Annotated in this window: 21 protein-coding genes; 6 read left to right on the top strand and 15 right to left on the bottom strand. The window is 71.1% G+C overall.

The window, feature by feature from the left end; all coding sequences use genetic code 11:
- Nucleotides 1-45 precede the first annotated feature (45 nt).
- Nucleotides 46-1,083, top strand: a complete 1,038-nt coding sequence (locus ACGFY5_RS16990; protein ID WP_392720796.1) for an aminotransferase class V-fold PLP-dependent enzyme — start codon at nt 46-48, stop codon at nt 1,081-1,083.
- 54 nt (nt 1,084-1,137) lie between these two features.
- Here ACGFY5_RS16990 and gatB read toward each other — a convergent pair whose 3' ends face one another.
- From gatB to ACGFY5_RS16970, 4 genes are all read right to left on the bottom strand, one after another.
- Nucleotides 1,138-2,616 (bottom strand): Asp-tRNA(Asn)/Glu-tRNA(Gln) amidotransferase subunit GatB, encoded by a 1,479-nt coding sequence (gene gatB / locus ACGFY5_RS16985; protein ID WP_392720795.1) that lies wholly within the window; start codon nt 2,614-2,616, stop codon nt 1,138-1,140.
- The gene (gene gatA, locus ACGFY5_RS16980) at nt 2,613-4,130 is read right to left on the bottom strand and encodes an Asp-tRNA(Asn)/Glu-tRNA(Gln) amidotransferase subunit GatA (RefSeq protein ID WP_392720794.1); all 1,518 of its coding nucleotides are present in this window, start codon (nt 4,128-4,130) and stop codon (nt 2,613-2,615) included. Before gatA ends, gatB begins: the two co-directional genes overlap by 4 nt.
- A 2-nt stretch (nt 4,131-4,132) precedes the next feature.
- Complete coding sequence (gene gatC / locus ACGFY5_RS16975) at nt 4,133-4,432, bottom strand: Asp-tRNA(Asn)/Glu-tRNA(Gln) amidotransferase subunit GatC (protein WP_392720792.1); 300 nt, start codon at nt 4,430-4,432, stop codon at nt 4,133-4,135.
- A 120-nt stretch (nt 4,433-4,552) separates the two neighbouring features.
- Nucleotides 4,553-5,218, bottom strand: coding sequence for an SDR family oxidoreductase (locus tag ACGFY5_RS16970; RefSeq protein WP_392720789.1), 666 nt, complete (start codon nt 5,216-5,218; stop codon nt 4,553-4,555).
- A 125-nt stretch (nt 5,219-5,343) separates the two neighbouring features.
- Between ACGFY5_RS16970 and arfB the strand changes: the two genes are divergently transcribed.
- From arfB to ACGFY5_RS16950, 4 genes are all read left to right on the top strand, one after another.
- Nucleotides 5,344-5,769: an alternative ribosome rescue aminoacyl-tRNA hydrolase ArfB gene (gene arfB / locus ACGFY5_RS16965; RefSeq protein ID WP_392720787.1), complete on the top strand. Its 426-nt coding sequence runs from the start codon at nt 5,344-5,346 to the stop codon at nt 5,767-5,769.
- Nucleotides 5,770-5,876: 107 nt separating this feature from the next.
- Nucleotides 5,877-5,999, top strand: a complete 123-nt coding sequence (locus ACGFY5_RS16960) for a hypothetical protein (RefSeq protein WP_392720786.1) — start codon at nt 5,877-5,879, stop codon at nt 5,997-5,999.
- Between the two features lie 96 nt (nt 6,000-6,095).
- On the top strand, nt 6,096-7,739 hold the full coding sequence (locus tag ACGFY5_RS16955; RefSeq protein ID WP_392720783.1) for an ABC transporter ATP-binding protein: 1,644 nt from the start codon (nt 6,096-6,098) through the stop codon (nt 7,737-7,739).
- Nucleotides 7,739-8,533, top strand: a complete 795-nt coding sequence (locus ACGFY5_RS16950; protein WP_392720781.1) for an SDR family NAD(P)-dependent oxidoreductase — start codon at nt 7,739-7,741, stop codon at nt 8,531-8,533. Before ACGFY5_RS16955 ends, ACGFY5_RS16950 begins: the two co-directional genes overlap by 1 nt.
- 165 nt (nt 8,534-8,698) lie before the next feature.
- Here the strand turns inward: ACGFY5_RS16950 and ACGFY5_RS16945 are convergent, their stop codons facing one another.
- The 5 genes from ACGFY5_RS16945 to ACGFY5_RS16925 all read right to left on the bottom strand — a co-directional run bounded on the left by ACGFY5_RS16945 (nt 8,699) and on the right by ACGFY5_RS16925 (nt 14,462).
- Nucleotides 8,699-9,229 (bottom strand): hypothetical protein, encoded by a 531-nt coding sequence (locus ACGFY5_RS16945; protein ID WP_392720778.1) that lies wholly within the window; start codon nt 9,227-9,229, stop codon nt 8,699-8,701.
- Nucleotides 9,230-9,325: 96 nt separating this feature from the next.
- Entirely contained in the window at nt 9,326-11,575 is a 2,250-nt protein-coding gene (gene ligA, locus ACGFY5_RS16940) for an NAD-dependent DNA ligase LigA (protein ID WP_392720776.1), read from the bottom strand.
- Complete coding sequence (locus ACGFY5_RS16935) at nt 11,572-12,609, bottom strand: methionine synthase (protein WP_392722494.1); 1,038 nt, start codon at nt 12,607-12,609, stop codon at nt 11,572-11,574. Before ACGFY5_RS16935 ends, ligA begins: the two co-directional genes overlap by 4 nt.
- Before the next feature lie 54 nt (nt 12,610-12,663).
- Nucleotides 12,664-13,560 carry a S41 family peptidase gene (locus ACGFY5_RS16930; protein WP_392722493.1) on the bottom strand — a complete coding sequence of 299 codons (897 nt, stop codon included), beginning with the start codon at nt 13,558-13,560 and terminating at the stop codon, nt 12,664-12,666.
- Nucleotides 13,560-14,462 (bottom strand): S41 family peptidase, encoded by a 903-nt coding sequence (locus ACGFY5_RS16925; protein ID WP_392720775.1) that lies wholly within the window; start codon nt 14,460-14,462, stop codon nt 13,560-13,562. The genes ACGFY5_RS16930 and ACGFY5_RS16925 overlap by 1 nt, the downstream gene beginning before the upstream one ends.
- A 56-nt stretch (nt 14,463-14,518) precedes the next feature.
- On the opposite strand from ACGFY5_RS16925, the gene ACGFY5_RS16920 reads away from it, so the two are divergent.
- Entirely contained in the window at nt 14,519-15,010 is a 492-nt protein-coding gene (locus tag ACGFY5_RS16920; protein ID WP_392720773.1) for an ArsR/SmtB family transcription factor, read from the top strand.
- Nucleotides 15,011-15,028: 18 nt separating this feature from the next.
- Here ACGFY5_RS16920 and ACGFY5_RS16915 read toward each other — a convergent pair whose 3' ends face one another.
- The 6 genes from ACGFY5_RS16915 to ACGFY5_RS16890 form a co-directional block, all read right to left on the bottom strand.
- A complete protein-coding gene (locus ACGFY5_RS16915) occupies nt 15,029-17,101 on the bottom strand; it encodes an ArnT family glycosyltransferase (protein WP_392720771.1) in 2,073 nt (690 codons plus the stop codon).
- Nucleotides 17,102-17,207: 106 nt separating this feature from the next.
- Complete coding sequence (gene mnmA / locus ACGFY5_RS16910) at nt 17,208-18,296, bottom strand: tRNA 2-thiouridine(34) synthase MnmA (protein WP_392720769.1); 1,089 nt, start codon at nt 18,294-18,296, stop codon at nt 17,208-17,210.
- Nucleotides 18,297-18,352: 56 nt separating this feature from the next.
- Entirely contained in the window at nt 18,353-19,042 is a 690-nt protein-coding gene (locus tag ACGFY5_RS16905) for an ATP-dependent Clp protease proteolytic subunit (RefSeq protein WP_392720768.1), read from the bottom strand.
- Between the two features lie 5 nt (nt 19,043-19,047).
- Nucleotides 19,048-19,638 (bottom strand): helix-turn-helix domain-containing protein, encoded by a 591-nt coding sequence (locus ACGFY5_RS16900; RefSeq protein WP_392720766.1) that lies wholly within the window; start codon nt 19,636-19,638, stop codon nt 19,048-19,050.
- A 68-nt stretch (nt 19,639-19,706) separates the two neighbouring features.
- Entirely contained in the window at nt 19,707-20,885 is a 1,179-nt protein-coding gene (locus tag ACGFY5_RS16895) for a cysteine desulfurase family protein (RefSeq protein WP_392720765.1), read from the bottom strand.
- A gap of 29 nt (nt 20,886-20,914) precedes the next feature.
- On the bottom strand, nt 20,915-22,327 hold the full coding sequence (locus ACGFY5_RS16890; protein ID WP_392720763.1) for an MFS transporter: 1,413 nt from the start codon (nt 22,325-22,327) through the stop codon (nt 20,915-20,917).
- Nucleotides 22,328-22,417: the final 90 nt, after the last annotated feature.

Genomic DNA, 22,417 nt, shown 5'->3' with positions numbered 1-22,417 from the left:
TAATGGCACGGTCGGGCGGGCGCTTCGCGGGTTAGCGTCGATTTCGTGACTACCAGCGTTTTGAGCCTCGATGCCGTCCGTGACCAGTTCACGCCCGACCCGGGCTTCTTCAACACCGCGAGCCTCGGAGCTCCCCCGCGCGTCACTGTCGAAGCGGTACGCGCCGCGATCGACGCGTGGTCGGTGGGGCGGGCCACCGCCGGTGACTTCGACGTTTCGGTGGTGGGTGCGCGGGAGTCGTTCGCTCGTCTCGCCGGAGTGCCGGCGTCGTCGGTGGCGGCGGGATCGACGGTGTCGCCGCTGGTGGGGTTGGTCGCGGCGTCGCTGCCGGCGGGGTCCGAGGTGCTGGTCGCCGATGACGACTTCACCTCGCTGCTGTTCCCGTTCGCGGCGCAGCCCGGGGTGACGCTCCGCTCGGTGCCGTTGGCGTCGTTGGCGTCGTCCGTGCGGGAGACGACTTCGCTGGTCGCGGTGTCGATGGTGCAGTCGGCGGATGGTGCGCTGGTGGACCTGGACGCGTTGCGCGCTACCGGTGCACCGGTGCTGCTGGACACCACCCAGGCCACGGGGTGGCTGCCGCTGGATCTCTCATGGGTGGATTACGCAGTGTGTGGCGCGTACAAGTGGCTGTTGTCACCGCGGGGCAGCGCCTTCATGGTCGTGCGGCCCGACCGGTTGGAGTCGCTGACGCCCCACGCGGCGAACTGGTACGCCGGGGCCGACATCTGGGCGTCGATCTACGGGCTGCCGCTGCGGTTGGCGTCCGACGCTCGGCGGTTCGACACGTCGCCGGCGTGGTTCTCGTGGGTGGGGACGGCCACGTCGCTGGGGCTCCTGGCCGACCTGGACATGCACGAGGTGCACGCGCACGACGTCGGGCTGGCGAACTCGCTGCGCGCCGGGCTCGGGTTGCCGCCCGGCGACTCGGCGATCGTGTCGGTGCCCATGGACACCGACGGCCAGGAGCGCCTCCGCGCCGCCGGCATCCGCACCGCCATCCGAGCCGGCGCAGTCCGCTTCAGTTGCCACCTCTACACCCAGCAGTCCGACGTAGACCGAGCCCTGAACGCCCTAGCCGGCTGAGCGCTGCACACTTTGGGGCCCTATAGGGCCCCAAAGTGTGCACGGCTCACCGAGCTAGGAGGCGCCGAGGCGCTCCAGGATCAGCTCGCGGACGGTTTTTGCATCGGCCTGGCCCTTGGTGGCCTTCATGACCGCACCGACGAGCGCGCCCGCAGCCGCGACCTTCCCGCTGCGAATCTTCTCCGCGACGTCAGGGTTCGCGGCAATAGCCTCGTCCACCGCCGTCCCGAGCGCCCCGGTGTCACTCACGACCTCCAGGCCCCGTTCCGCGACGACCTGTTCCGGCGTTCCCTCTCCCGCGAGCACCCCGTCGAGCACCTGGCGCGCGAGCTTGTCGTTGATGCGCCCGGCGTCGACCAGAGCTTGAACGCCCGCGACCTGCTCCGGGGTGATCGGCAACGCTTCCAGCTCGGTGCCGGTCTCGTTCGCCCGACGGGCGAGCTCACCCATCCACCACTTGCGGGCCGCCTCCGGGGACGCACCGGCCGCGATCGTGCTCTCGATGAGCTCCACCGCTCCGGCGTTCACCACCGACGCCCAGTCGTGGTCGGAAACCCCCCACGCCTGCTGAATACGCTTGCGACGCTCGGCGGGCGGCTCGGGAAGCGTCTTGCGCAGCTCCTCGACCCACGCCGGATCGGGCGCGATCGGCACCAGGTCGGGCTCGGGGAAGTACCGGTAGTCGGTGGCCTCCTCCTTGCTCCGCCCGGACGTCGTCTCCCCGGTGTCCTCGTGGAAGTGGCGCGTCTCCTGCTTGATCGAGCCGCCGGCGTCGAGCACCGCGGCCTGGCGGATCATCTCCGAGCGCACCGCCCGCTCCACCGAGCGCAGCGAGTTGACGTTCTTCGTCTCGGTCCGCGTACCCCAGGGCTGACCGTGCCGGTTCAGCGACGTGTTGACGTCGCACCGCATCGACCCCTGCTCCATCCGGACGTCGGAAACGTCGAGACCGCGGATGACGTCACGCAGCGCGGTGACGTACGCCCGCGCGACCTCGGGAGCACGCTCTCCGGTGCCCGGGATCGGCTTCGTGACGATCTCGACCAGCGGAATGCCCGCCCGGTTGTAGTCGACGAGCGAGTGCGTGGCCCCGTGGATCCGACCGGTGGAGCCGCCGACGTGCAGCGTCTTCCCGGTGTCCTCCTCCATGTGGACGCGCTCGATCTCGATCCGGATGATCTCGCCGTCCACCTCGACGTCGAGGTAACCGTCCACGCAGATCGGCTCGTCGTACTGGCTGATCTGGTAGTTCTTCGGCATGTCGGGGTAGAAGTAGTTCTTCCGCGCGAACCGGCACCACGTCGCGATCGAGCAGTTGAGCGCGAGTCCGATGCGGATCGTCGCCTCCACCGCCGCCGCGTTGACGACCGGCAGCGAGCCCGGCAGCCCCAGGCACACCGGGCAGACCTGCGTGTTCGGCTCAGCGCCGAACTCGGTGGCGCAGCCGCACCACATCTTGGTCTTCGTGCCCAGCTCGACGTGCGTCTCGAGCCCGATGACCGGCTCGTAGCGCTCGAGGACGTCTACCGTCACTTGGATCCCTCCAGCGCGGGAGCGCGGTCGGCGAGCACACCCAGCGACGCCTCGACCGCGGCGGCCACCCGGTAGCAGCGGTCGTCGGCCAGGGCCGGGGCCATGATCTGCAGGCCCACCGGCAGGTCGTTGCCCGCTCCCGGGGCCTTCGCCACACCAGCGGGAACGGAGATGGCCGGAATGCCGGCCAGCGAGGCGGGCAGCGTGCACAGGTCGGCCGCGTACATGGCCATCGGGTCGTTGACGCGCTCGCCCAGCTTGAACGCCGTCGTCGGCGTCGGCGGGCTGACCAGCACGTCGCAGGTCTCGAACGCGGCGGCGAAGTCGCGGCTGATCAGCGTGCGGACCTTCTGCGCCTGGCCGTAGTAGGCGTCGTAGTAGCCCGAGCTCAGAGCGTACGTACCGATCATGATGCGACGCTTGACCTCGGGCCCGAACCCGGCTTCCCGGGTCAGCGACATGACCTCTTCGAGGCTGTGGATGCCGTCGTCACCGACCCGCAGGCCGTAGCGGACCGCGTCGAAGCGGGCCAGGTTGGACGACGCCTCGCTGGGCGCGATCAGGTAGTAGGCCGCCAGCGCGTAGCCGAAGTTCGGGCAGGAGACCTCGACGACCTTGGCGCCCATCTCCTCGAGCTTGGCGTAGGCGTTCTTGGCCGCGGCCTCCACGCCGGGCTCGTAGCCCTCGCCGCCGAGCTCCTTGACCACGCCGACGGTGAGCCCCGACAGATCACCGTGCGCGCCTTCGCGGGCAGCGGTGACGACCGGCGGGACCGGGACGTCGAGGCTGGTGGAGTCGCACGGGTCGTACCCGGCGATGACCTCGTGCAGCAACGCGGTGTCGAGCACCGTGCGGCCGAACGGACCGGCCTGGTCGAGCGACGAGGAGAACGCGATCAGGCCGTACCGCGAGACGCCGCCGTACGTCGGCTTGTGCCCGACGATGCCGGTGACGGCGGCCGGCTGACGGATCGAGCCACCGGTGTCGGTGCCGATCGCGAGCGGCGCCTCGAACGCGGCGACCGCGGCGCTGGAGCCACCGGACGAGCCGCCCGGCGTGCGGGTGAGGTCCCAGGGGTTGGAGGTGGGGCCGAACGCGGAGTTCTCGGTGGACGATCCCATCGCGAACTCGTCCATGTTGACCTTGCCCAGGATGACGATGCCGGCCTCGCGCATCTTGCGCGTGATCGTCGCGTCGTAGGGCGGGATCCAGCCCTCGAGGATCTTCGATCCGGAGGTGGTCTGCAGGCCGCGGGTGACGACCACGTCCTTGAGCGCCAGCGGGACGCCGGCGAGCGGGCTGAGCGGCTCGCCGTTCGCGCGCTTGTCGTCGACGGACTCGGCGCAGGCGATCGCGCCGTCCTCGTCGATCGTGAGGAACGCGTTGACGTCACCGTCGACGGCGCGGATCCGGTCGAGGTGGGCGTTGGCTACCTCGACCGCGGAGAGGTCACCGGCCGCGATCTTCGCGGCGAGGTCGGTGGCGGTGAGACGCGTGAGATCCGTGTCGGGCACCCTCACTCCTCCTCGGTCAGGATGCGCGGAACGCGGAACCGGCCGTCCTCGGCCGCGGGGGCGGCGAGCAGCACCATCTCCCGGTCGATGGACGGGCGGACCTCGTCGGGCCGGAGCACGTTCGTGAGCGGCACCGCGTGGCTGGTCGGCGGGATGTCGTCGGCGGCGACCTCACCGACGCGGGCGACCGCGCCGAGAATCACGTCGAGCTGACCCGCGAACACGTCCAACTCGTCGTCGCTGACCGCGAGCCGGGCGAGCCGGGCGAGGTGCGCTACCTCCTCGCGGGAGATGGCGGGCATGCGAATGCTTCCCCTCGTATGTCGAGCATTTCGTACTTCGAGCTTTTCGTATGTCGAGCATTGAGCTTCGGTGCATCCTACGGCGCGGGCCGGTACGGCTCACACCGCGTTACGGGCGCGTCAGGCGCGGTCACCGGCCGCGTCGGTGAGGGCCGGAACGATCGGGACCGTACCCTCGACCAGTTCGAGCGTGAGACCGGCGGTGAACGGCCGGCGCAGCGCGGCCAGCAGCACCTCGGCGACGTCGTCGCGGGGGACGCTACCCCGCTCCACCTCGACGTCGAGCGCCACGCGGCCGGTGCCGGGATCGTCGGTGAGGGCGCCGGGCCGGATGATCGTCCAGGCCAGCTTGCGGGCACGCAGGTCGTCGTCGGCGGCCTTCTTCGCGCGCGAGTAAGCGGCGTAGACCTCGTCGGTGCCGGGCGGCGGCTCCTTGTCGACGGCGATCGCCGACACCATCAGGTACCGGTCGACGCCAGCGGCCTCTGCGGCGTCGGCGAGCAGGGCCGCGGCGCCACGGTCCACGGTGTCCTTGCGCGCGGCGCCGCTTCCCGGGCCCGCGCCGGCGGCGAACACGACAGCGTCGGCGCCGCGCACCACGGCGGCCACTTCGTCCACCGAGGCCTTCTCCAGGTCGAGGACGACGGCTTCCGCGCCTGCCGCCTCGACGTCGGCCACGTGATCGGGGTTCCTGATGAGCGCGACCGGCTGGTCACCGTCCGCACTCAGCAGCCGCTCGAGCCGCAGAGCAATCTTCCCGTGCCCACCAGCGATGACTACGCGCATGCGCCCAACCTAGCTCGCCATGAGCTTGTCGAGTGCCGCCAGGCGCGAGTGCTCGAACCTGGAGCCCGTCGAGGGCGGCGGGCCGCCCACGAAAAGGCGTCGGTGGGGCGTGGGAGGCTGTGGATGTGCCGGGGCCGTTGAAGATCCGTGGCTCGGTCGTCGTTCCGGAGGCCGAGCTCTACTGGCGTTTCTCCCGGTCCAGCGGGCCCGGTGGGCAGTCGGTCAACACCGCGGACTCCCGCGTCGAGCTCTCGTGGGACCTGGAGAACAGCTCCGCGCTCAGCCCCGTGCTCAAGGACCGTGCGCGCGAGCGGCTGGCCGGGCGTCTCGTCGACGGGGTCGTCACGGTCGCCGCATCCGAGCACCGCTCGCAGTACCGCAACCGCCTCGCCGCGGAGGAGCGCCTCGCCGCGCTGCTGGCCGAGGCGATCGCGCCACCGCCGCGGCCGCGCCGCCCCACGCGTCCGAGCCGCGGATCGGTCGAGCGCCGCCTGAGCGAAAAGGCCCGGCGCTCGCAGACCAAGCGAATGCGCCGCAACACCGACGACTGATCCATTTCTTACATCAGGGACAGCTTCCGCTGAATTTCGGAACCCTATTGTTCGTCGTGTCGCCACAAGAAAGCGACGAACAAGAGAAACCGAAAGGAATTCTTCCCATGAGCTTCCGTGCGCTCCCCACCCCCACCGCCAAGCCGGTTACCACCCCCGCGCCGAAGGCCGACCGCAAGAAGAAGCGTCGCACCGAGCAGCAGGCTTCCTCGCAGCGCGACTGCGACTGACCTGAGCGTCCCCGCGCCGCCACCCCGGGCGGCGCGGGGCACCCAACCCTCGGACCGAAAATGCTTATGAAATTGTTCCGGCGCTACTGGCCACTCATGCGCGTCGACAAATGGAAATTGATCGGCGTCACCGTATCGGCTCTGGTGACCACCGGCTGCGAACTCGCCGGCGTCTGGGTTTTCGGTCGAATCACCGACGACGTACTCACGACCGGAATACTCGCGGCGCTGATTCCGCTCGCACTGTTCTGGCTCGGCGCCGCGATCCTCGGCGGCGCCGCCCAGTTCGTCGGGAGTTGGCTCTCGGCGTCGGCCGCGGAAGGGTTCGTCGCCCGGCTGCGCGACCACGTGTTCGGACACGTCGTCCGCCTCTCCCCCGGCACGATCGACCGGATGGAACACGGCGATCTGATCGCCCGCCTCACCGACGACGTCGAGGAAGTCGAGGAGATCGTCGGGTCGGGGCCGGTGCGAGCGGTCTCGTCAGTGCTCGGCGTCGTGTCGTTCGGCGTGGCCGCCCTGATCCTGCGCTGGGAACTCGCGCTGCTGACGTTCGCAGCGGCGCCGGTGCTCTGGTTCGCGGCACGCCGCTTCTCCCGACGGATCGGTGCCGTCGCCGACGACGAGCGCCGCACCAACGGCGCGGTCACTGCCGTCGTCGAGGAGAGCGTGTCCGCTGTCGCGCTGGTGCAGGCGTACAACCGTGAGGACCTGGTCACCGGCCGGGTCGCGTCCGCGGGCGGTCGCTGGGCCCGGATCCGGATCGCGCAGGCCCGGCTGTCCGGTGCGTACGGTCCGCTGGTCAGCGTCGTCGAGACGTTGTGCGTGCTGGCGATCGTCGGCGTCGGCGCCTGGGAGATCGGCGCCGGTCGGCTCACGCTGGGTGGCCTGCTGACGTTCGCCGGGCTCATCAGCTACCTGTATCCGCCGGTGCAGAGCCTCGGGCATCTCGCGCTCAGCCTGGCCTCCGCCCGCGCGGCCGGCGAGCGCGTCACCGAGCTGCTCGACACCGCGCCGGAGGTCACCGATGGTGCCCGGCGTCTCGGCGCTGTTCGCGGCGACCTCGAGCTCTGTAGCGTCGGCTACCGGTACCCGGGTGCCACGCGCGATGCTCTGCGGGGCCTGTCGCTGCACGTCCCGGCGGGCCGCACGGTCGCCGTGGTCGGCCCGAGCGGCGCCGGCAAGTCGACGCTCACGAAACTGCTGCTGCGCTACGCCGACCCCGCGTCGGGTCGGCTGCTGCTCGACGGCGTCGACCTGCGCGATCTCTCGCTCGACGCGCTGCGGGACAACGTCACGCTGCTCCCCCAGGAGACGACGATCCTGCACGGCACCGTGCGGGAGAACATCGCGTTCGGACGCCCGGGCGTGACCGACGCGGAGATCGTGGCCGCCGCGGTGGCCGCGGACGCCGACGCATTCGTCCGGCGCCTGCCCGACGGGTACGACACCGTGCTCGGCGACCGTGGCCGCTTTCTGTCCGGTGGCCAGCGGCAGCGGGTCGCGATCGCTCGTGCGCTGGTGCGGGATGCGCCGGTGCTCGTGCTGGACGAACCCACGACCGGCCTGGACGCCGCTGCTGTCCGTCGGCTGCTCGGGCCGTTGCGGCGGCTGATGGCCGGCCGTACGACCGTGCTGATCACGCACGATCTGCGGCTCGCGGCCGAGGCGGACCGGGTCGTGACGCTGGGCGGTGATCTCGGGAAAGGTTCTAGACCGCTCGTTACAGAATCGGCATGATGAGCGCGCACGCACTCTCACCGTCGAAAGAGGAAACGATGCGGTTCACCGACAAGGTCGTGTTGGTCACCGGCGGAAGCTCGGGCATCGGGCGCGCCACGGCGATCGCGTTCGGGCGCGAGGGGGCCACGGTCGTCGTGGCGGGACGCCGGGCTGCGGCGCTCGACGCGACAGTGGAGGAGGTCAGTGCAGCCGGCGGCAAGGCCTCCGCCGTCGTGGCTGATGTTTCCTCGGGCGACGACGTGCGCGCGGCGGTCGCGGCCACCGTGGAGCGGCACGGTGGCTTGCACGTCGCGGTGAACAACGCCGGGCTGCTGGGGCGGATCGCGCCGCTGGCCGAGTTGAGTGAGGACGACTGGTCGGAGGTGGTCTCCACCAACCTCACCGGGTTGTGGCTCGCGTTGAAGCACGAGGTCACGCACATGCGGGCGCACGGTGGAGGCGCGATCGTGAACGTCGCGTCGAACATCGGTGCGCACTCGCGCCGGGAGGGGTTCGGGGCGTACGCGGCGGCGAAAGCCGGGGTGAGCGTGCTGACGCGTACGGCGGCGCTGGAGTACGTCGGCGACAACATCCGGGTCAACGCGGTCAGTCCCGGGCCGATCGATACGCCGATGTCGCTCGGGCCGGGCGAGACGATCGCCGACCGGGACGCACGCCTGGCCGGGGTGGTGCCGCTGCGACGCGCCGGGTCACCGGCGGAGGTCGCCGCGGCCGTGCTGTACCTGGCCTCGGACGACGCCGGCTTCACGGTGGGTCACGACCTGGTCCTGGACGGAGGCGTAACCGCCTGATCCCGTCCGCCACGTGTTCCACCCCGCTGAAGCGGTCCCCTTCGGGCGTGCCCCGGCCGGCCGGAACGCGACCGCTTACGGCGCGGGCGTCGGATGTGGGCGCGCCGCTCGAGCGGTCCCGTTCGGGCGCGTCCTGGCCCGCCCGAAGGCGACCGCTCGGGCGGGTCAGGGGCGGAGGGTGAGCGGGGTGGGGCGGGGGGACGACTGGCGGTGTAGCGCGTGGATCGTGAGGGCGGTCGCGGTGGCGGCGGCTGCGACGCTCCAGAACGCGGGAGCTGCGGTGTCCGTGGCCGGCATGACGCCGAGGAGGCCGACCGCGACCAGCACGCGGAACACGGCGGCGGGCGCGCGGACCCCGCGGCTGGGCAGAACGTTCGCGATCACGACCGGAACGTACGTCAGCGCCGTGACCGCAGCGAGCAGCGCCGCACCGCCCGACCACACGACCGCACCCGCGACCAGCGCCGCGACCACCGTGACGACCAGCACGGCACGGTGACGCGGAGTCGTGCGGAGCAGCGCACCCTCGAACCCCGCGCCCGGCACGCAGCACAGCAGCACCCATGCGACCGGCACACCGCCGGCCCCACCGAGCACCGCGGACGCCGCCAGCACCAGTCCGATCAGGACCGCCGCCGCCGCGCAAGCAGCCGCCAGCGGCCGCCCCCATCGCCCCGGCTCCCCGTTTCGCGTCATGCCACCACTCTGCCGGGTAGCCACCGCGAACACAGTGGAGCCCCGTACCGAGCCGGGGGTAGACCTAGCGCTACCCCCTCGGCACCCGATCGCGCCCTAGGCGTCGGACCCGGCCGCGGACTCCGGGGCCTCCGCGGACTCCGGGGTGGCGGTTGGGTCGCCGATTGTGGCTACCGACCGGGCGGCTTCGGGGCCTTCGGATAGCAGGATCTTGAAGCCGGCCTCGTCGAGTACCGGCACCTTGAGCTGGACGGCCTTGTCGTGCTTGGAACCCGGGGACTCCCCCACGACCACGAACCCGGTCTTCTTCGACACCGAGCCCGACACCTTGCCGCCGCGGTTCTGGATCTCCTCCTTCGCCGAGTCACGGCTGAAGTCCTCCAGCGACCCGGTGACCACCACACTGACCCCCTCGAGCGGGCGGGGCCCCTCCTCGACCGCCTCCTCCTCGAGCCGCACACCGGCCGCGCGCCACTTCTCGACGATCTCGCGGTGCCACTCGACGGCGAACCACTCGTGCACCGCGGTGGCGATCGTCGGACCGACGCCCTCGGCGGTGACCAGTTCCTCCGCGCTCGCCTCGGCGATGCGGTCGATCGAGCGGAACGACCGGGCCAGCGCCTGCGCGGCGGTGGGCCCCACGTGCCGGATCGACAGCGCGACCAGTACGCGCCAGAGCGGACGCTCCTTCGCCGCCGCGATCTCGGCGAACAACCGCTCGGTGTTCTTGGTGGGCACCGACGGCACCTTCGGCGTGCCCTTCGTGTAGAAGAACGAGACGAGCTCCTCGTCACCGGTCTTCTTGTTCACGCGCTTGATCGCGACGTCCGCGAGGGCGTCGGGCGTGAGCGCGAACAGGTCGCCCTCGTCGGCGATCGGCGGGGCCTCCGGCGCATCCGGGTGGGTCAGCGCGATGGCCGCCTCGTACCCGAGCGCCTCGATGTCGAGCGCGGACCGGCTGGCCAGGAAGAAGATCCGCTCCCGCAGCTGCGCGGGACAGGACCGCGAGTTCGGGCACCGGATGTCGACGTCGGCTTCCTTCATCGGCCGCAGCTCGGTGCCGCACTCGGGGCAGTGCGTCGGCATGACGAACTCGCGCTCGGTGCCGTCGCGCAGGTCGACGACCGGGCCGACGATCTCCGGGATCACGTCACCGGCTTTGCGCAGCACGACCGTGTCGCCGATCAGGACGCCCTTGCGCTTGACCTCGTTCGCGTTGTGCAGCGTCGCCATCTCGACCGTGGACCCGGACACGAGCACCGGCTCCATCACGCCGTACGGGGTGACCCGGCCGGTGCGACCCACGTTGACGCGGATGTCGAGGAGCTTGGTGTTCACCTCTTCCGGCGGGTACTTGAACGCGATCGCCCAGCGCGGTGCCCGGGACGTCGACCCGAGGCGGCGCTGCGCGTTGACCTCGTCGACCTTGACGACGACGCCGTCGATCTCGTGCTCGACCGAGTGCCGGTTCTCGCCGAAGTTCGCGATGTACGCGCGCACCTCGTCGAGCGTGTCGAGCACCTTGTAGTGCGAAGACACCGGCAGGCCCCAGGCCTTGAGCCGGTCGTAGGCGTGTGACTGCCGGGTGAGCGTGAAGCCTTCGCGGGCGCCGATGCCGTGCACGAGCATCCGTAGGGGCCGGGACGCGGTGACCCGCGGGTCCTTCTGACGCAGCGAGCCCGCAGCCGCGTTGCGGGGGTTGGCGAACGGCGCCTTGCCGGCCTCGACCAGGCTCGCGTTCAGGTCGCCGAACGCCTCGACCGGGAAGAAGATCTCGCCGCGGACCTCGACCAGCGCCGGGACGTCGTGCCCGCCGTCGTCGGAGAGCACTGTGGGTACGTCGGCGATCGTGCGGACGTTGAGCGTCACGTCCTCGCCGGTGACGCCGTTGCCGCGGGTCAGCGCCCGGGTCAGGCGGCCGTTCTCGTAGAGAAGGTTGATCGCGAGCCCGTCGATCTTCAGCTCGCAGAGGTAGTGGATCTCGGTGCCGACCTCGCGGTGGACCCGCTCGGCCCACTCGGTGAGCTCCTCCGCGCTGAACGCGTTGTCGAGGCTGAGCATCCGCTCGAGGTGATCGACAGCGGTGAAGTCGGTGGAGAACGTGCCGCCGACCCGCTGCGTCGGCGACTCCGGCGTCCGCAGGCCGGGGTGCGCCTCCTCGATGGCCTCGAGCTCACGCATCATGCGGTCGTAGTCGGCGTCGGAGACCGTGGGCGCGTCGGAAACGTAGTACGCGAACTGGTGGCCCAGGATCTCCTCGGCCAGCGCGTCGTGCTGCTTCCGTGTCTCTGGCGGAGCCGGATCAGCCAACTCAGCGGACGGTGCGGCGGTCTCTTCCACGCTCATACCTCCGGATCCCTGACCAGGCTGCGACCGGCTTCGCGGACCTGTGTCAGCACAGCTCGCGCACGATCGTCGGTGGCACCGGCCAGCCCGCAGGTGGGCGTCACGACCACCTGCTTCGCCAGCGACGCCGGATCGAAGCCGAGCCGCTGCCACAACGTCCGTACTCCGACCACGCTAGCGGCCGGGTCCGACAATTCTCGTGCTCGCGCGCGAGCGGCAACGCGCTGATCAGCGGTGTTCCCCGCGCTCGACCCGGCGGGCGCCGCCACTGCGCGCACCACGCCTGCGAACAACCCGAGCCCGGCGTCGAGTTCCTCGCCGATCGTGTCGATGGTCCGCGCGTTCCACCCGTCTGCGGGCCCGAGCAGCGTCAGATCCGCCGAGACCGCCACGGCTCCGGCCCGCCGGAACAAACCCCACGGCACGTCCGACGCACAGCAGTGGAACACCACCGGCACGCCGACCTTCTCCACCAGCGTCGCCAGCATCGACTCGACTGTCGATTCCTCCGGGCGCCGCACCATCCCGTACCCGCTCGGGGTCTTGATGCGCCCGGACAGCACCGCGGGCAACGTCGGCTCGTCGAGCTGCAGCAGCAGCGACGCCCCCGGCACCCGCCGCCGGACATCGGCCAGGTGCGCGAGCAGCCCGTCGAGCAGCGACTCGGCCAGATCGCGCACGGCCCCCGGATCGGACACCGCCGCCACCCCGTTGTGCAGCTCGAGCGACGCTGCCAGCGTCCACACCCCCGCGGCCTGGACCTTCAGCAGCCCGGAGTAGCCCTCGGCGTGCTCGGTGAGCGTGTCGAGATCGCGTTCCAACAGGTCGAGCGCGCGACGCAGGTCGCGGCCGGGCCGATCGACGAGCCGCCACCCGGACGGCTGCAGATCGACCGGCAACTCCACCAGGAACGACGCCCCGCGGCCGATCAGGTCCGAGCCCGGACCCCGTCCCGGCAGCTCGTGTAGGTGCGGCAGGTCGGGCAGCTCGCCCAGCACCGTGCGGACACTTTCGATCACGTCGGTGCCCGGCATCGACCCGACACCGGTCGCCGCGCCTTCAGACCACGGATAATCCACGTGGAAACCTTATGCGAGCAGGTGCTCCACGGCGCGAGCGAGCGCCTGGTCGGCCGGCACCTCGATGTGGGGCACGACGCCGACGCCCTCCCAGTTGCCGCCGGTGCGCGGGCTGACCGACCGCGCCACCGGGATCGTCACCCGCAGGTGCGGATGGATCTGGATCCGGTCGACCGGATGCGCGCCGCCCCGCGTGGTCTCGCCGATCAGCGTCGCGCGGTCGAGCTCCTTGAGGTCCCAGGCGAGCTCCTCGCCGCCGGAAAACGTGAAGCTGCTGATCAGGACGGCTACCGGGAGTTCGGTGCCCAGCCACGGCCCCGGCACGTGCGACTGCGTCCAGAACTGTTTCGTCTCGTCGGACTCCCGGAAGTAGATGTCGTTGAGGTGCACCGGGTCGGGCCCGAAGAGGTAGCTGCAGACGAACGCGACCATGTACGGCGACCCGCCCCGGCACCGGCGCAGATCCAGCACGAGACCGTCCGCGCCGTCGGCGAGCGTCATCGCCGCGGCCATCGCCGGGCCGGCGATCACCGGCGGCCACAGCGTCTCGATCTCGATGCAGGCCAGGTTCCCGTCGAGCCGCTCGACCTTCGGAACGCCACCGGCTCCGCGCGCCGCCTCCAGCGCCTCAGCCGCGTACTCCGCCGCGTCGTCGGTGGCCTTCTCCCCCGTGGACAGCGGCAACTCGTCCGCGGTGAACTGCAGGCGCAGGTGCTTGTCGCCGTTGATCGACTGCAGATCCTCGGTGACGAGCTTCGCCAGTTCCTCCGGCTCGAGGCCGTCGACGTAGCGGTGCCGCGCCGTCCGCACGGCCTCGGCGGCCCGTTCGCCCACGTCCGGGAACACGTACTGGTCGAGTGACTCGAGGGTCCGGGCCACTATCGCGTCGATCTCGGCCAGCCGCATCACGAGGCGGCCCGCAGGTGCTCCAGCGCGCGGCCCAGCGCCGCCTCCGCCGCCACCTCGACGTCGGGCTGCACGCCGACGCCCTCCCAGTTCTCGCCGGTACGCGGACTCACCGACCGGCCGACCGGAATCGTCGCCTCCAGATGCGGGTGCGCGGTGTACCCCTTCCGGGGGTTGGCCCCGCCCCGGGTGACCTCGCCGAAGAGCGTCGCGCGCTTCAGCTCCTGGAGGTCGAAGGCCAGTTCCTCGCCGCCGGAGAACGTACCGGCGCTGGTCAGCACGGCCACCGGCCGCTCCGAGCCGTAGCGCGGACCGGCCGTGTACGACTGCGTCCAGTACTGCTGCACGGTGTCGTCGGCCCGGTAGTAGACGCCGTTGACGTGGATCGGTTCCGGATCGAACAGGTAGCTGAGGAAGACCGTGGTCGCTTCCGGATCACCGCCGCGGCAGCGCCTCAGGTCGACGACCAGCGCCGACGACCCCTCGACCAGCGTCATTGCCGCGGCGATGGCGTTGCCGCTCAACGTCGGAGGGAACAGCACCGGCGCCACGTCGATGTAGCCGATGTTGCCGTCGAGCCGCTCGACGCGCCCGATGCCGCCGCCGACGCTGCGCGCCCAGCCCGCCATCGCCGCGAGCTGGACGGCCGGCTCCTCGAGCCGCTCCGGTAGCGGCTCCTCGCTGTGGAGCAGGCGTAAATGCTTGTCGCCGTTGATCGTCTGCAGATCCTCGGTGACGAGCGTCGCGAGCTCCGCCGCCTCGATGCCGTCGGGGTACCGGCCGGCGGACAGCGCCGCCGTGAGCACGTCCCGGACCTGCGGCCCGACGTCCGGGAAGACGTAGTGAGCGATGGTCAGGTCGACGACCTGCTGGACCACGGTGGAGATCTCGTCCTGTCGCATGTCCACAGTGAAGCAGCGCACTTGACAAAGCGTCAAGAGTTCTTGACTCTTGGGGCATGGAAGAGCGGATGGAGATTTCCGACCCGGCCCAGTACAAGGCACTGGGGCATCCGCTGCGGCATCGGCTCCTGATGGCGATCGGGCAGAAGCCGGCGACGATCAGCCAGCTCGCGCGGGCGCTCGATCAGCGCAAGGGGAACATCGCCCATCACATGGACGTGCTGTACACGGCGCATCTGGTGGAGATCGCGGAGAGTCGGACGGTTCGGGGCGGAACCGAGCACTACTACCAGCGGGCGGCGCGGCGGTTGACGTTCAACAACCCGGAGGCAACGCCGGTCATGGTGCGCGCGGTGGCGGACGATCTCGCCGCTGGGGAGGAGATCGGGGGGCGGTTGCGGACCGTGCGGCTCACAGCGGAGCAGGCTCGGGAGGTCACGGCTGCGATCGAGGAACTGATCGATGGGCTCGAAGACGCCGGGGACGACACCGAGCGGTACGGCCTGCTGGCCGCGGTGTGGAAACCGCGGCCAGCAGGTACGTCGTGATCAGCGGGTGCGTCGTGATCAGGTGGTGAGGTCGTACACCGTGGTGCTGCCCACCGTCGTGGCGGTGTAGTTCGCTTCGACCCAGGTCGCGATCTGGCTCAGGACGGAGTCGGTGCCTCCGCCGCCCATGCCGCCGCCGCCCTGGCCGGTCGCGATGTAGTAGCCGATCTTGCCGGCCTTCACCAGGGCCTGGAACTGCGCGAGGGTCGTGGATTGGTCGCTACCGCTCCAGCCGCCGATCGACATGACCGCCTTGCCGGTGCTCAGCTCCAGCGAGGCCGCGGACTGCGAGGTTCCGACCGCCGCGGCCCAGGTCGCGTCCGACTTCGCCAACAACGCGGTCAACTCCGCGCTCGTAGCACCGCTGCCACCCCCAGCCCGGCTCCCCGCCGCCGAGCTACCGCTCGACGCCCCGCCCGAAGCCGACCCGCCCGTCGACGTCGAGCCGCCAGACGACGTCGAGCCGCCAGACGACGTCGAGCCGCCAGACGACGTCGAACTGCCAGACGACGTCGAGCCGGGGCCACCCGCGCCGCCGGACGGCAGGGTGCCCGACGGCGGAGTGCCGCCGCGGTTGCCTCCGCCGCCACCCGGGCCGCCCATCGTCGCCGTCGAGACCGGACCGGCGGTGGGGGTGCTGCCGGAGTGGGCGGTGGCCGCGGTCTGCACGGCGTAGGCACCGCTGCCGGCGAGCCCGGTCAGCACACCCACGAGCACTGCGACCGTAGCGAGCTTCTTCCAGCGCCCACCAACTACCAGCGCGATCGCCGCAACCACCGCACCAATCACCACGACGTACCGCAGCGGCGCGTACCAGTCCGACGTCCGGTCGAGCAGGACATAGCTCCACACCCCGGTCGCCGCGATCATCGCCGCGAGCGCGATCCGCGCCACGATCGCCCGGCGCTCGTGCCACAGCAGCTGTCCGGTGATCGCAATCGTCCCGACCACACCCGGCGCCAACGCGACCGTGTAGTACTCGTGCACCGTGCCCTCCATGAACGAGAGCACCAGCCCGGTGACGACCATCCAGCCGCCCCAGAGGATCAACCCGGCCCGGGTGCGGTCGGTACGCGGCCGCCGCGCCGTCCACACCAACCCCACGACCAGGGCGATCAGCGCAGCAGGCAGCAACCACGAAATCTGGCCACCCATGTTCTCGTTGAACAGCCGGAACACCCCAGCGGTCCCACTGAAACCAGCGCCGCCATTACCTGAGCCACCGGTCAATCGACTCAGCCCGTTGTATCCGAGCGCCAACTCGAGCGCGCTGTTGCCATCCGACCCACCGATGTACGGACGCGACGACGCCGGCCACAGCTCGACCAGCGCGATCCACCAGCCCGCCGACGCCACCAGCGCCACCCCCGCGAGCAGCAACTGCCCGATCCGCCGGCGCAGTCGCGGCGCCCCCGCCACCAGGTACACCAACGCGAACGCCGGCAACACCAGGAACGCCTGGAGCATCTTCGTGAGGAAGCCGAAACCCAGCGCGGATCCGGCGAGCACCAGCCAGCCCGTCCGGCCGGACTCCACCGCCCTCACCACGAAATACCCGCCAGCCACCAACAACAGCGTCAGCAGAGCGTCGGGATTGTTGAAGCGGAACATGAGAACGGCGACCGGCGTGAGCGCGAGCGCCGCACCGGCGAAGAGCCCGGCCGCGTGGCCGAACCACCGCTTCACGGCGGCGAACAGCAGCCCGACGGCGGCGACGCCCATCAGGGCTTGGGGCGCGAGCATGCTCCAGCTGTTGAAGCCGAACAGGCGCCCCGAGAGGCTCATCACCCACAGCGCGGCGGGCGGCTTGTCGACAGTGATGTAGTTCGCGCTGTCCAACGAGCCGAACAACAGCGCTTTCCAGCTCTGCGTGCCGGCCTGCACCGCCGCGGCGTAGAAATCGTTCGCGTACCCGGACGCCGAGAGGTTCCAGAGATAGAGCACCGCGGTGCCCAGCAACAGCGCGAACAACGACGGCCGGTGCCAAGCAGGCGCCGTTTCCGACCCACGGACTAACCGACGCAATCGGCCCGGTGGCCGAACGGGGTCAGGACGATATTCGACGTCCGGGCGGGACAGCGTGGCCGTCATGGCATCTCCGAAAGGCGCAGGAATCAGGGGATGCCTCGACGATCGACGGCGCGCCTGATGCGCACCCGTGGAATCGCTGAGTGATTCCTGTGAGCTTCGGAACCGGTCAAGCCGGGGTGGCGACAGCCTTCCGGGCGACGTCGATCGTGGCCGAACCGATCACGACGTCATCGTCGTAGAGCACGACTGCCTGGCCCGCCGCGACGCCCCGCGCGGGTACGTGGAGCCGAACGACCCAGCGGTCGCTTTCCCCGTCCGGGATCGCGGTGGCCGGGAACACCTGGCCGTGTGCACGCAGTTGCGCGACGCACTCGAACGCCTCCGTGCGGACGCCGTTCGTCCAGACCGGGCGCACCCCGACGACCTCGTCGACGTCGAGCGCCTCCGCGGGACCGACCCGCACCGTGTTCTCGACCGGCGAGATGTCGAGGACGTACCGGGGCTTGCCGTCGGCGGCGGGCCGCCCGAGCTTGAGACCGCGCCGCTGGCCGATCGTGTACGCGTACGCACCGTCATGGCTGCCCAGCACCTCGCCGGTGGCCGCGTCGACGATGTCTCCGGGCGCCTCTCCGAGCGACTTCCGCAGGAAACCGGCGGTGTCACCGTCCGGAATGAAGCAGATGTCGTGCGAATCGGGCTTCTCCGCGACACCGAGCCCCCGGCGCGCGGCCTCGAGCCGGACGTCCGCCTTCGTCGAGTCGCCCAGCGGGAACATCGCGTGGGCGAGCTGGTCGGGCCGCAGCACCGCGAGGACGTACGACTGGTCCTTGCCGATGTCGACCGAGCGGCGCAGCTCGAGACCGGTCAACCGTGCGTGGTGGCCGGTGACGACCGCGTCGAAGCCGAGCGCGAGCGCCCGGTCGAGCACGGCCTCGAACTTGATCTTCTCGTTGCAGCGCAGGCAGGGGTTCGGCGTGCGGCCGGCCGCGTACTCCGCTACGAAGTCGTCGACGACGTCACGGCTGAACTCGTCGGCCATCGCCCAGACGTAGAACGGGATGCCGATGACGTCGGCCGCCCGGGCGGCGTCGCGGGAATCCTCGACCGTGCAGCAGCCCCGGGACCCGAGGCGGTGCTGCTGCGGGGACTGCGACAGGGCCAGGTGGACGCCGGTGACGTCGTGCCCGGCCTCCACCGCGCGGGCAGCCGCCACCGCGGAGTCGACTCCGCCCGACATCGCCGCCAGGACACGCATCGGTACCGCTCCTCCGAGTTGGTTGCTCGGTACGAGCCTACCGGGGCGCGACGGCGCTATTCGGGCCGTACGGTCCGGGGGCGGATGTCGGTGATCAGGCCGTACTCCAGGGCGTCGTCGGCGGTGAGGAACCGGCCCCGGCGGAAGTCGTCGGTCACCTCGTCCAGTGGCTTGCCGGTGAGTTCGGCGAGCCTGGCGTGGAACGACTCGACCAGCTTGGTGTTGGCCGCGGCCTCGCCGGCGAGTTCCCCAGCCGTGCCGGTGATGCTCGGTAGCGACGGGTCCGCGAGGCGGAAGCGGGCGTGCGGGTGGGCGTACCGCTCGGCGACAGCGGTGAGCAGCGCCAGGCTTCCGCCGCCGAGTTCGCCGACCACGAGCGCGTGTACCGGGACGACGAGCGCGTCCAGCGTGTCCACGAGTGTCCAGACCGCTGTGAGGTCGGCGTTTCCGCTGTTCAGACGGAGGTTGATCGGGTGCTGGTTGCGGGAGTCGAGCAGCAGGAGGCGGCTCGCGACCCGGTTCGCGGCGTCGTTGTCGAGCCGGCCGTTGACCTGCACGATGCGCTGGTCGAGGAGCCGGTCCTCCCAGAGTTCGCGGACGTCCTCCGCGGGGGGCTGCGGCGGGGGCGTCGGGGACCAGACGGGCCTCGGCTGCTCGGGCTGGGGCGGCTGTACCGGCTGCGGCGGCTGCCAGTTCGGGGGACGCCACTCCGGGCGTTCGGGAGGGAACCAGGTTGCGGAGGACATACGGATCACCACCGTCGTTGAGTAGGACGTGCGGGTCGGTCGCCCCCTGGCGGGGGCAACGGTGCTGCATATGGACGCTCTGAGGCAGGCGAACCCGGCGCGGGGTCCTCCCCCTCCGGCGCCGCACCACCAGGCCCGTGGGCCGGCGAGACCTGCGCAGCCGGCAAGAACGGCGCGCCGGGGCCGCCGGGCATCGCTGCCGCCGGCGCGAGGGGCGCGACCGGGCTGCCGGGCATCGCTGCCGCCGGCGCGAGGGGCGCTGCCGGGCCGGGCGGGGCCAGGGGGCTGCCCGGGGCGTAGGCGGGGCGGAGGAGTGGGAGGCCCGGGGGGATGGCGGGGGCCGGGTCGAAGTGGAGGGAGACGTCGAGGCGGCCGCCCAGGGCTTCGGCGTAGCGCTCGAGCGTCGACATGCGCGGATCGACGTCACCGGCTTCGAGACGGGCGACAGTCGACTGCGAGGTACCCATGCGCGCCGCGATCTCGGTCTGCGAGAGCCCGGCGGCACGCCGATGGTCAGCGAGCGCCCCCACGGTCTCGCGCCGACGCCGCAGCGCCGCTTCCCGGAACCCCGGCAGCCGGGGCAACTCCTCGCTCATACCGAGAACGGTATCTCGAATAAGAGATAGACGCACTCAGCCGGAAGCGAACAACCCTTCCGGGAGGATCACGCCTTGCGCACCGCCCCGGCGCGACGGGCTCGCTCCACGACGCCACCGATCGCGCTCACCAGCGCGTCCACGTCCGCGGTCGTCGACGTGTGACCGAGCGAGAACCGCAGCGACCCACGCGCCCGCTCCACCCCGGACCCCATTGCCACGAGCACGTGACTGGGCTGCGCCACCCCGGCCGAGCACGCCGACCCGGTCGAGCACTCGATGCCACGAGCGTCCAGCAGCATCAGCAGCGCGTCACCCTCGCAGCCGGGGAACGAGAAGTGCGCGTTACCCGGCAACCGCGAAGCCCCGGCCGTCGGTCCGTTCAACACAGCATCCGGAACTTCCTCGAGCAACCGGGACACGAGCTCGTTCCGCAGCGACGCCACCCGCGTCGCGTACGACTCCTGCGCCTTCACCGCGGTCTCCACCGCCACCGAGAATGCGACGATCGCCGGCGTATCGAGCGTGCCGGAGCGCACGTCGCGCTCCTGGCCCCCGCCGTGCAGCAGCGGCACGCACGGCACGTCCCGCCCGAGCAGCAGTGCCCCGACGCCGAGCGGCCCACCGACTTTGTGCCCGGTGAGCGTCATCGCGTCCACGCCGGAGGCGGCGAAGTCCACCGGCACCTGCCCGACCGCCTGCACCGCGTCGCTGTGGAACGGCACTCCCGCCGCCCGGCACAGCGCGGCCAGCTCGGTGATCGGCTGTACAGTGCCGACCTCGTTGTTCGCCCACATGACGCTGACCAGCGCAACGGTGTCGCCGTGCCGCTCCAGTGCCTCGGCCAGCACGGACGGCGCCACGCAACCGGCGTCGTCCACCGCGAGCAGTTCGACGGTGGCGCCCTCGCGCTGGGCCAGCCACTCGACGGCGTCGAGCACCGCGTGGTGCTCCACCGCGGACGTGAGCACGACAGTGCGGCGCGGATCCGCGTCCCGGCGGGCCCAGAAGATGCCCTTGACGGCCAGGTTGTCACTCTCGGTGCCGCCGCCGGTGAACAACACCTCGGACGGGCGCGCACCCAGGGCGGCCGCCAACCGCTCCCGAGCCTCCTCGACCGCACGGCGGGCTCGACGGCCCGCCGCGTGCAGCGAGGACGGGTTGCCGACAGCGCCCAGCGCACCGGTGAGCGCGGCAACCGCCTCCGGCAGCATCGGCGTTGTCGCCGCGTGATCGAGGTACACCATGACGGCGTTCAGCCTATCGGGCGCGACGCTCACTGCGCGGCGCGGCGGCGGAGGCGGGGTGCGACCAAAACGCCGACGACGGCGATGCCCACCATCGCGACGTCGATCGCGCCGATCGCCGTCGACATGCCGAACGTGCCAGCGGTCGCGGCGGCCACCAGCACCCCGCCGAAGCCGATCGTCAGCGAACTGGTCAGGGCGTCGGAAATCTGTAGGCTCGCGCTGTTGCGGCCACGGTCGGCGTCGGTGGAGTTCTCCAGCAGGAGCACCGCAAGCGACGGCATGACCAGGCCCATCCCGACGCCGCCGAAGATCCACGCCGGGAACGCCACCCACGCGCTGCCCGGCACCCAGGCCACGAACGCCATCGACGCGCACGCGATGCCGACGGCCACCATCCCGGCGCCGACGGCCACCGACCGCGGCAGGTCGGGGTAGCGCCCCTGCGCCCAGGACGCACCGGACCAGCCCAGCGCGCCGAACGTGAGCGGGAGGCCTGCGGCGACCGCGCTCCAGCCGTGCACCGAGCTGAGCGTCAGCGGCACCAAGGTGTCGATCGCGAAGAACGAGCCCGCGGCCAGGCCGCGCATCAGCACCACCGACGGCAGCCCCGAAGCGGCGGAGGCCGTGCCGACCGGCAGGAGGCGGCGCACGGCCAGGACGACTGCTACCAGACCGACCACCGCGACGGGGATCGCGATGACGTCGAGGCGCTCGCCGGCCAACTGCAGCAGCACGACGCCGATACCGGCGAGGAGGGCGAACGGCCAGCGGGCCGCCGTGCCACCGCGGTACGTGTTGGAAACCGCCGCCGGCCCCTGCGGCGCCGGAGCCGACACACCGCGCAGGCCCGGGACGATCAGCAGCGTGCCGAGGATCACGAGCGGTAACAGACCCAGGAAGACCAGCCGCCAGTGCGCCTGCTCGGCCAGCGTGCCCGCGACCACCGGCCCGATCAGCCCCGGCATCACCCAGCCGATCGCGGTCAGCCCGAACACCCTCGGGTGCAGCGAGGGCGGGTACCGGACGCCGATCAGCACGTACATGACGACGATCAGGATCCCGCCGCCGAGGCCCTGCACCACCCGGCCGACGACCAGCTGCGCCATCGTCGTCGCGGTGCCGGCGACGAGCAGGCCCAGCGCGAACGCCACCAGACCGACCAGCATCGGCTTGGTCGGGCCGAGCTTGTCGGAGAGCTCACCGGCCAGCACCATGCCGAGCAGGTTCGCGACCATGAACGCGGAGAACGGCCACGCGTAGTACGCCATGCCGTCAAGCGACTCCACGACGATCGGCATCGCCGTGACGACCGACATCGCCTCGAAAGCCACGATCGAGACGATCAGGAGGAGACCGACGCTCGTCGCGCGGTAGGTCTTGCCGAAGACACCCTCGGCTGCGGCCGGCTCGGTGCGAGTGTCGGAGATCGAGTCGGTCACCCTGTGAACGTTACGGCGTGGAAACGACGAGTTTTCCGAACTGTTCGCACGATCACTCGACAAGCCCTCGAAGACGACGAATGCGAGCCC

The organism is Cryptosporangium sp. NPDC048952, assembly GCF_043197895.1.
GTDB lineage: Bacteria > Actinomycetota > Actinomycetes > Mycobacteriales > Cryptosporangiaceae > Cryptosporangium.
The sequence above is the reverse complement of the archived record's forward strand: the minus strand, read 5'-3'. Positions and strand labels throughout refer to the sequence as shown.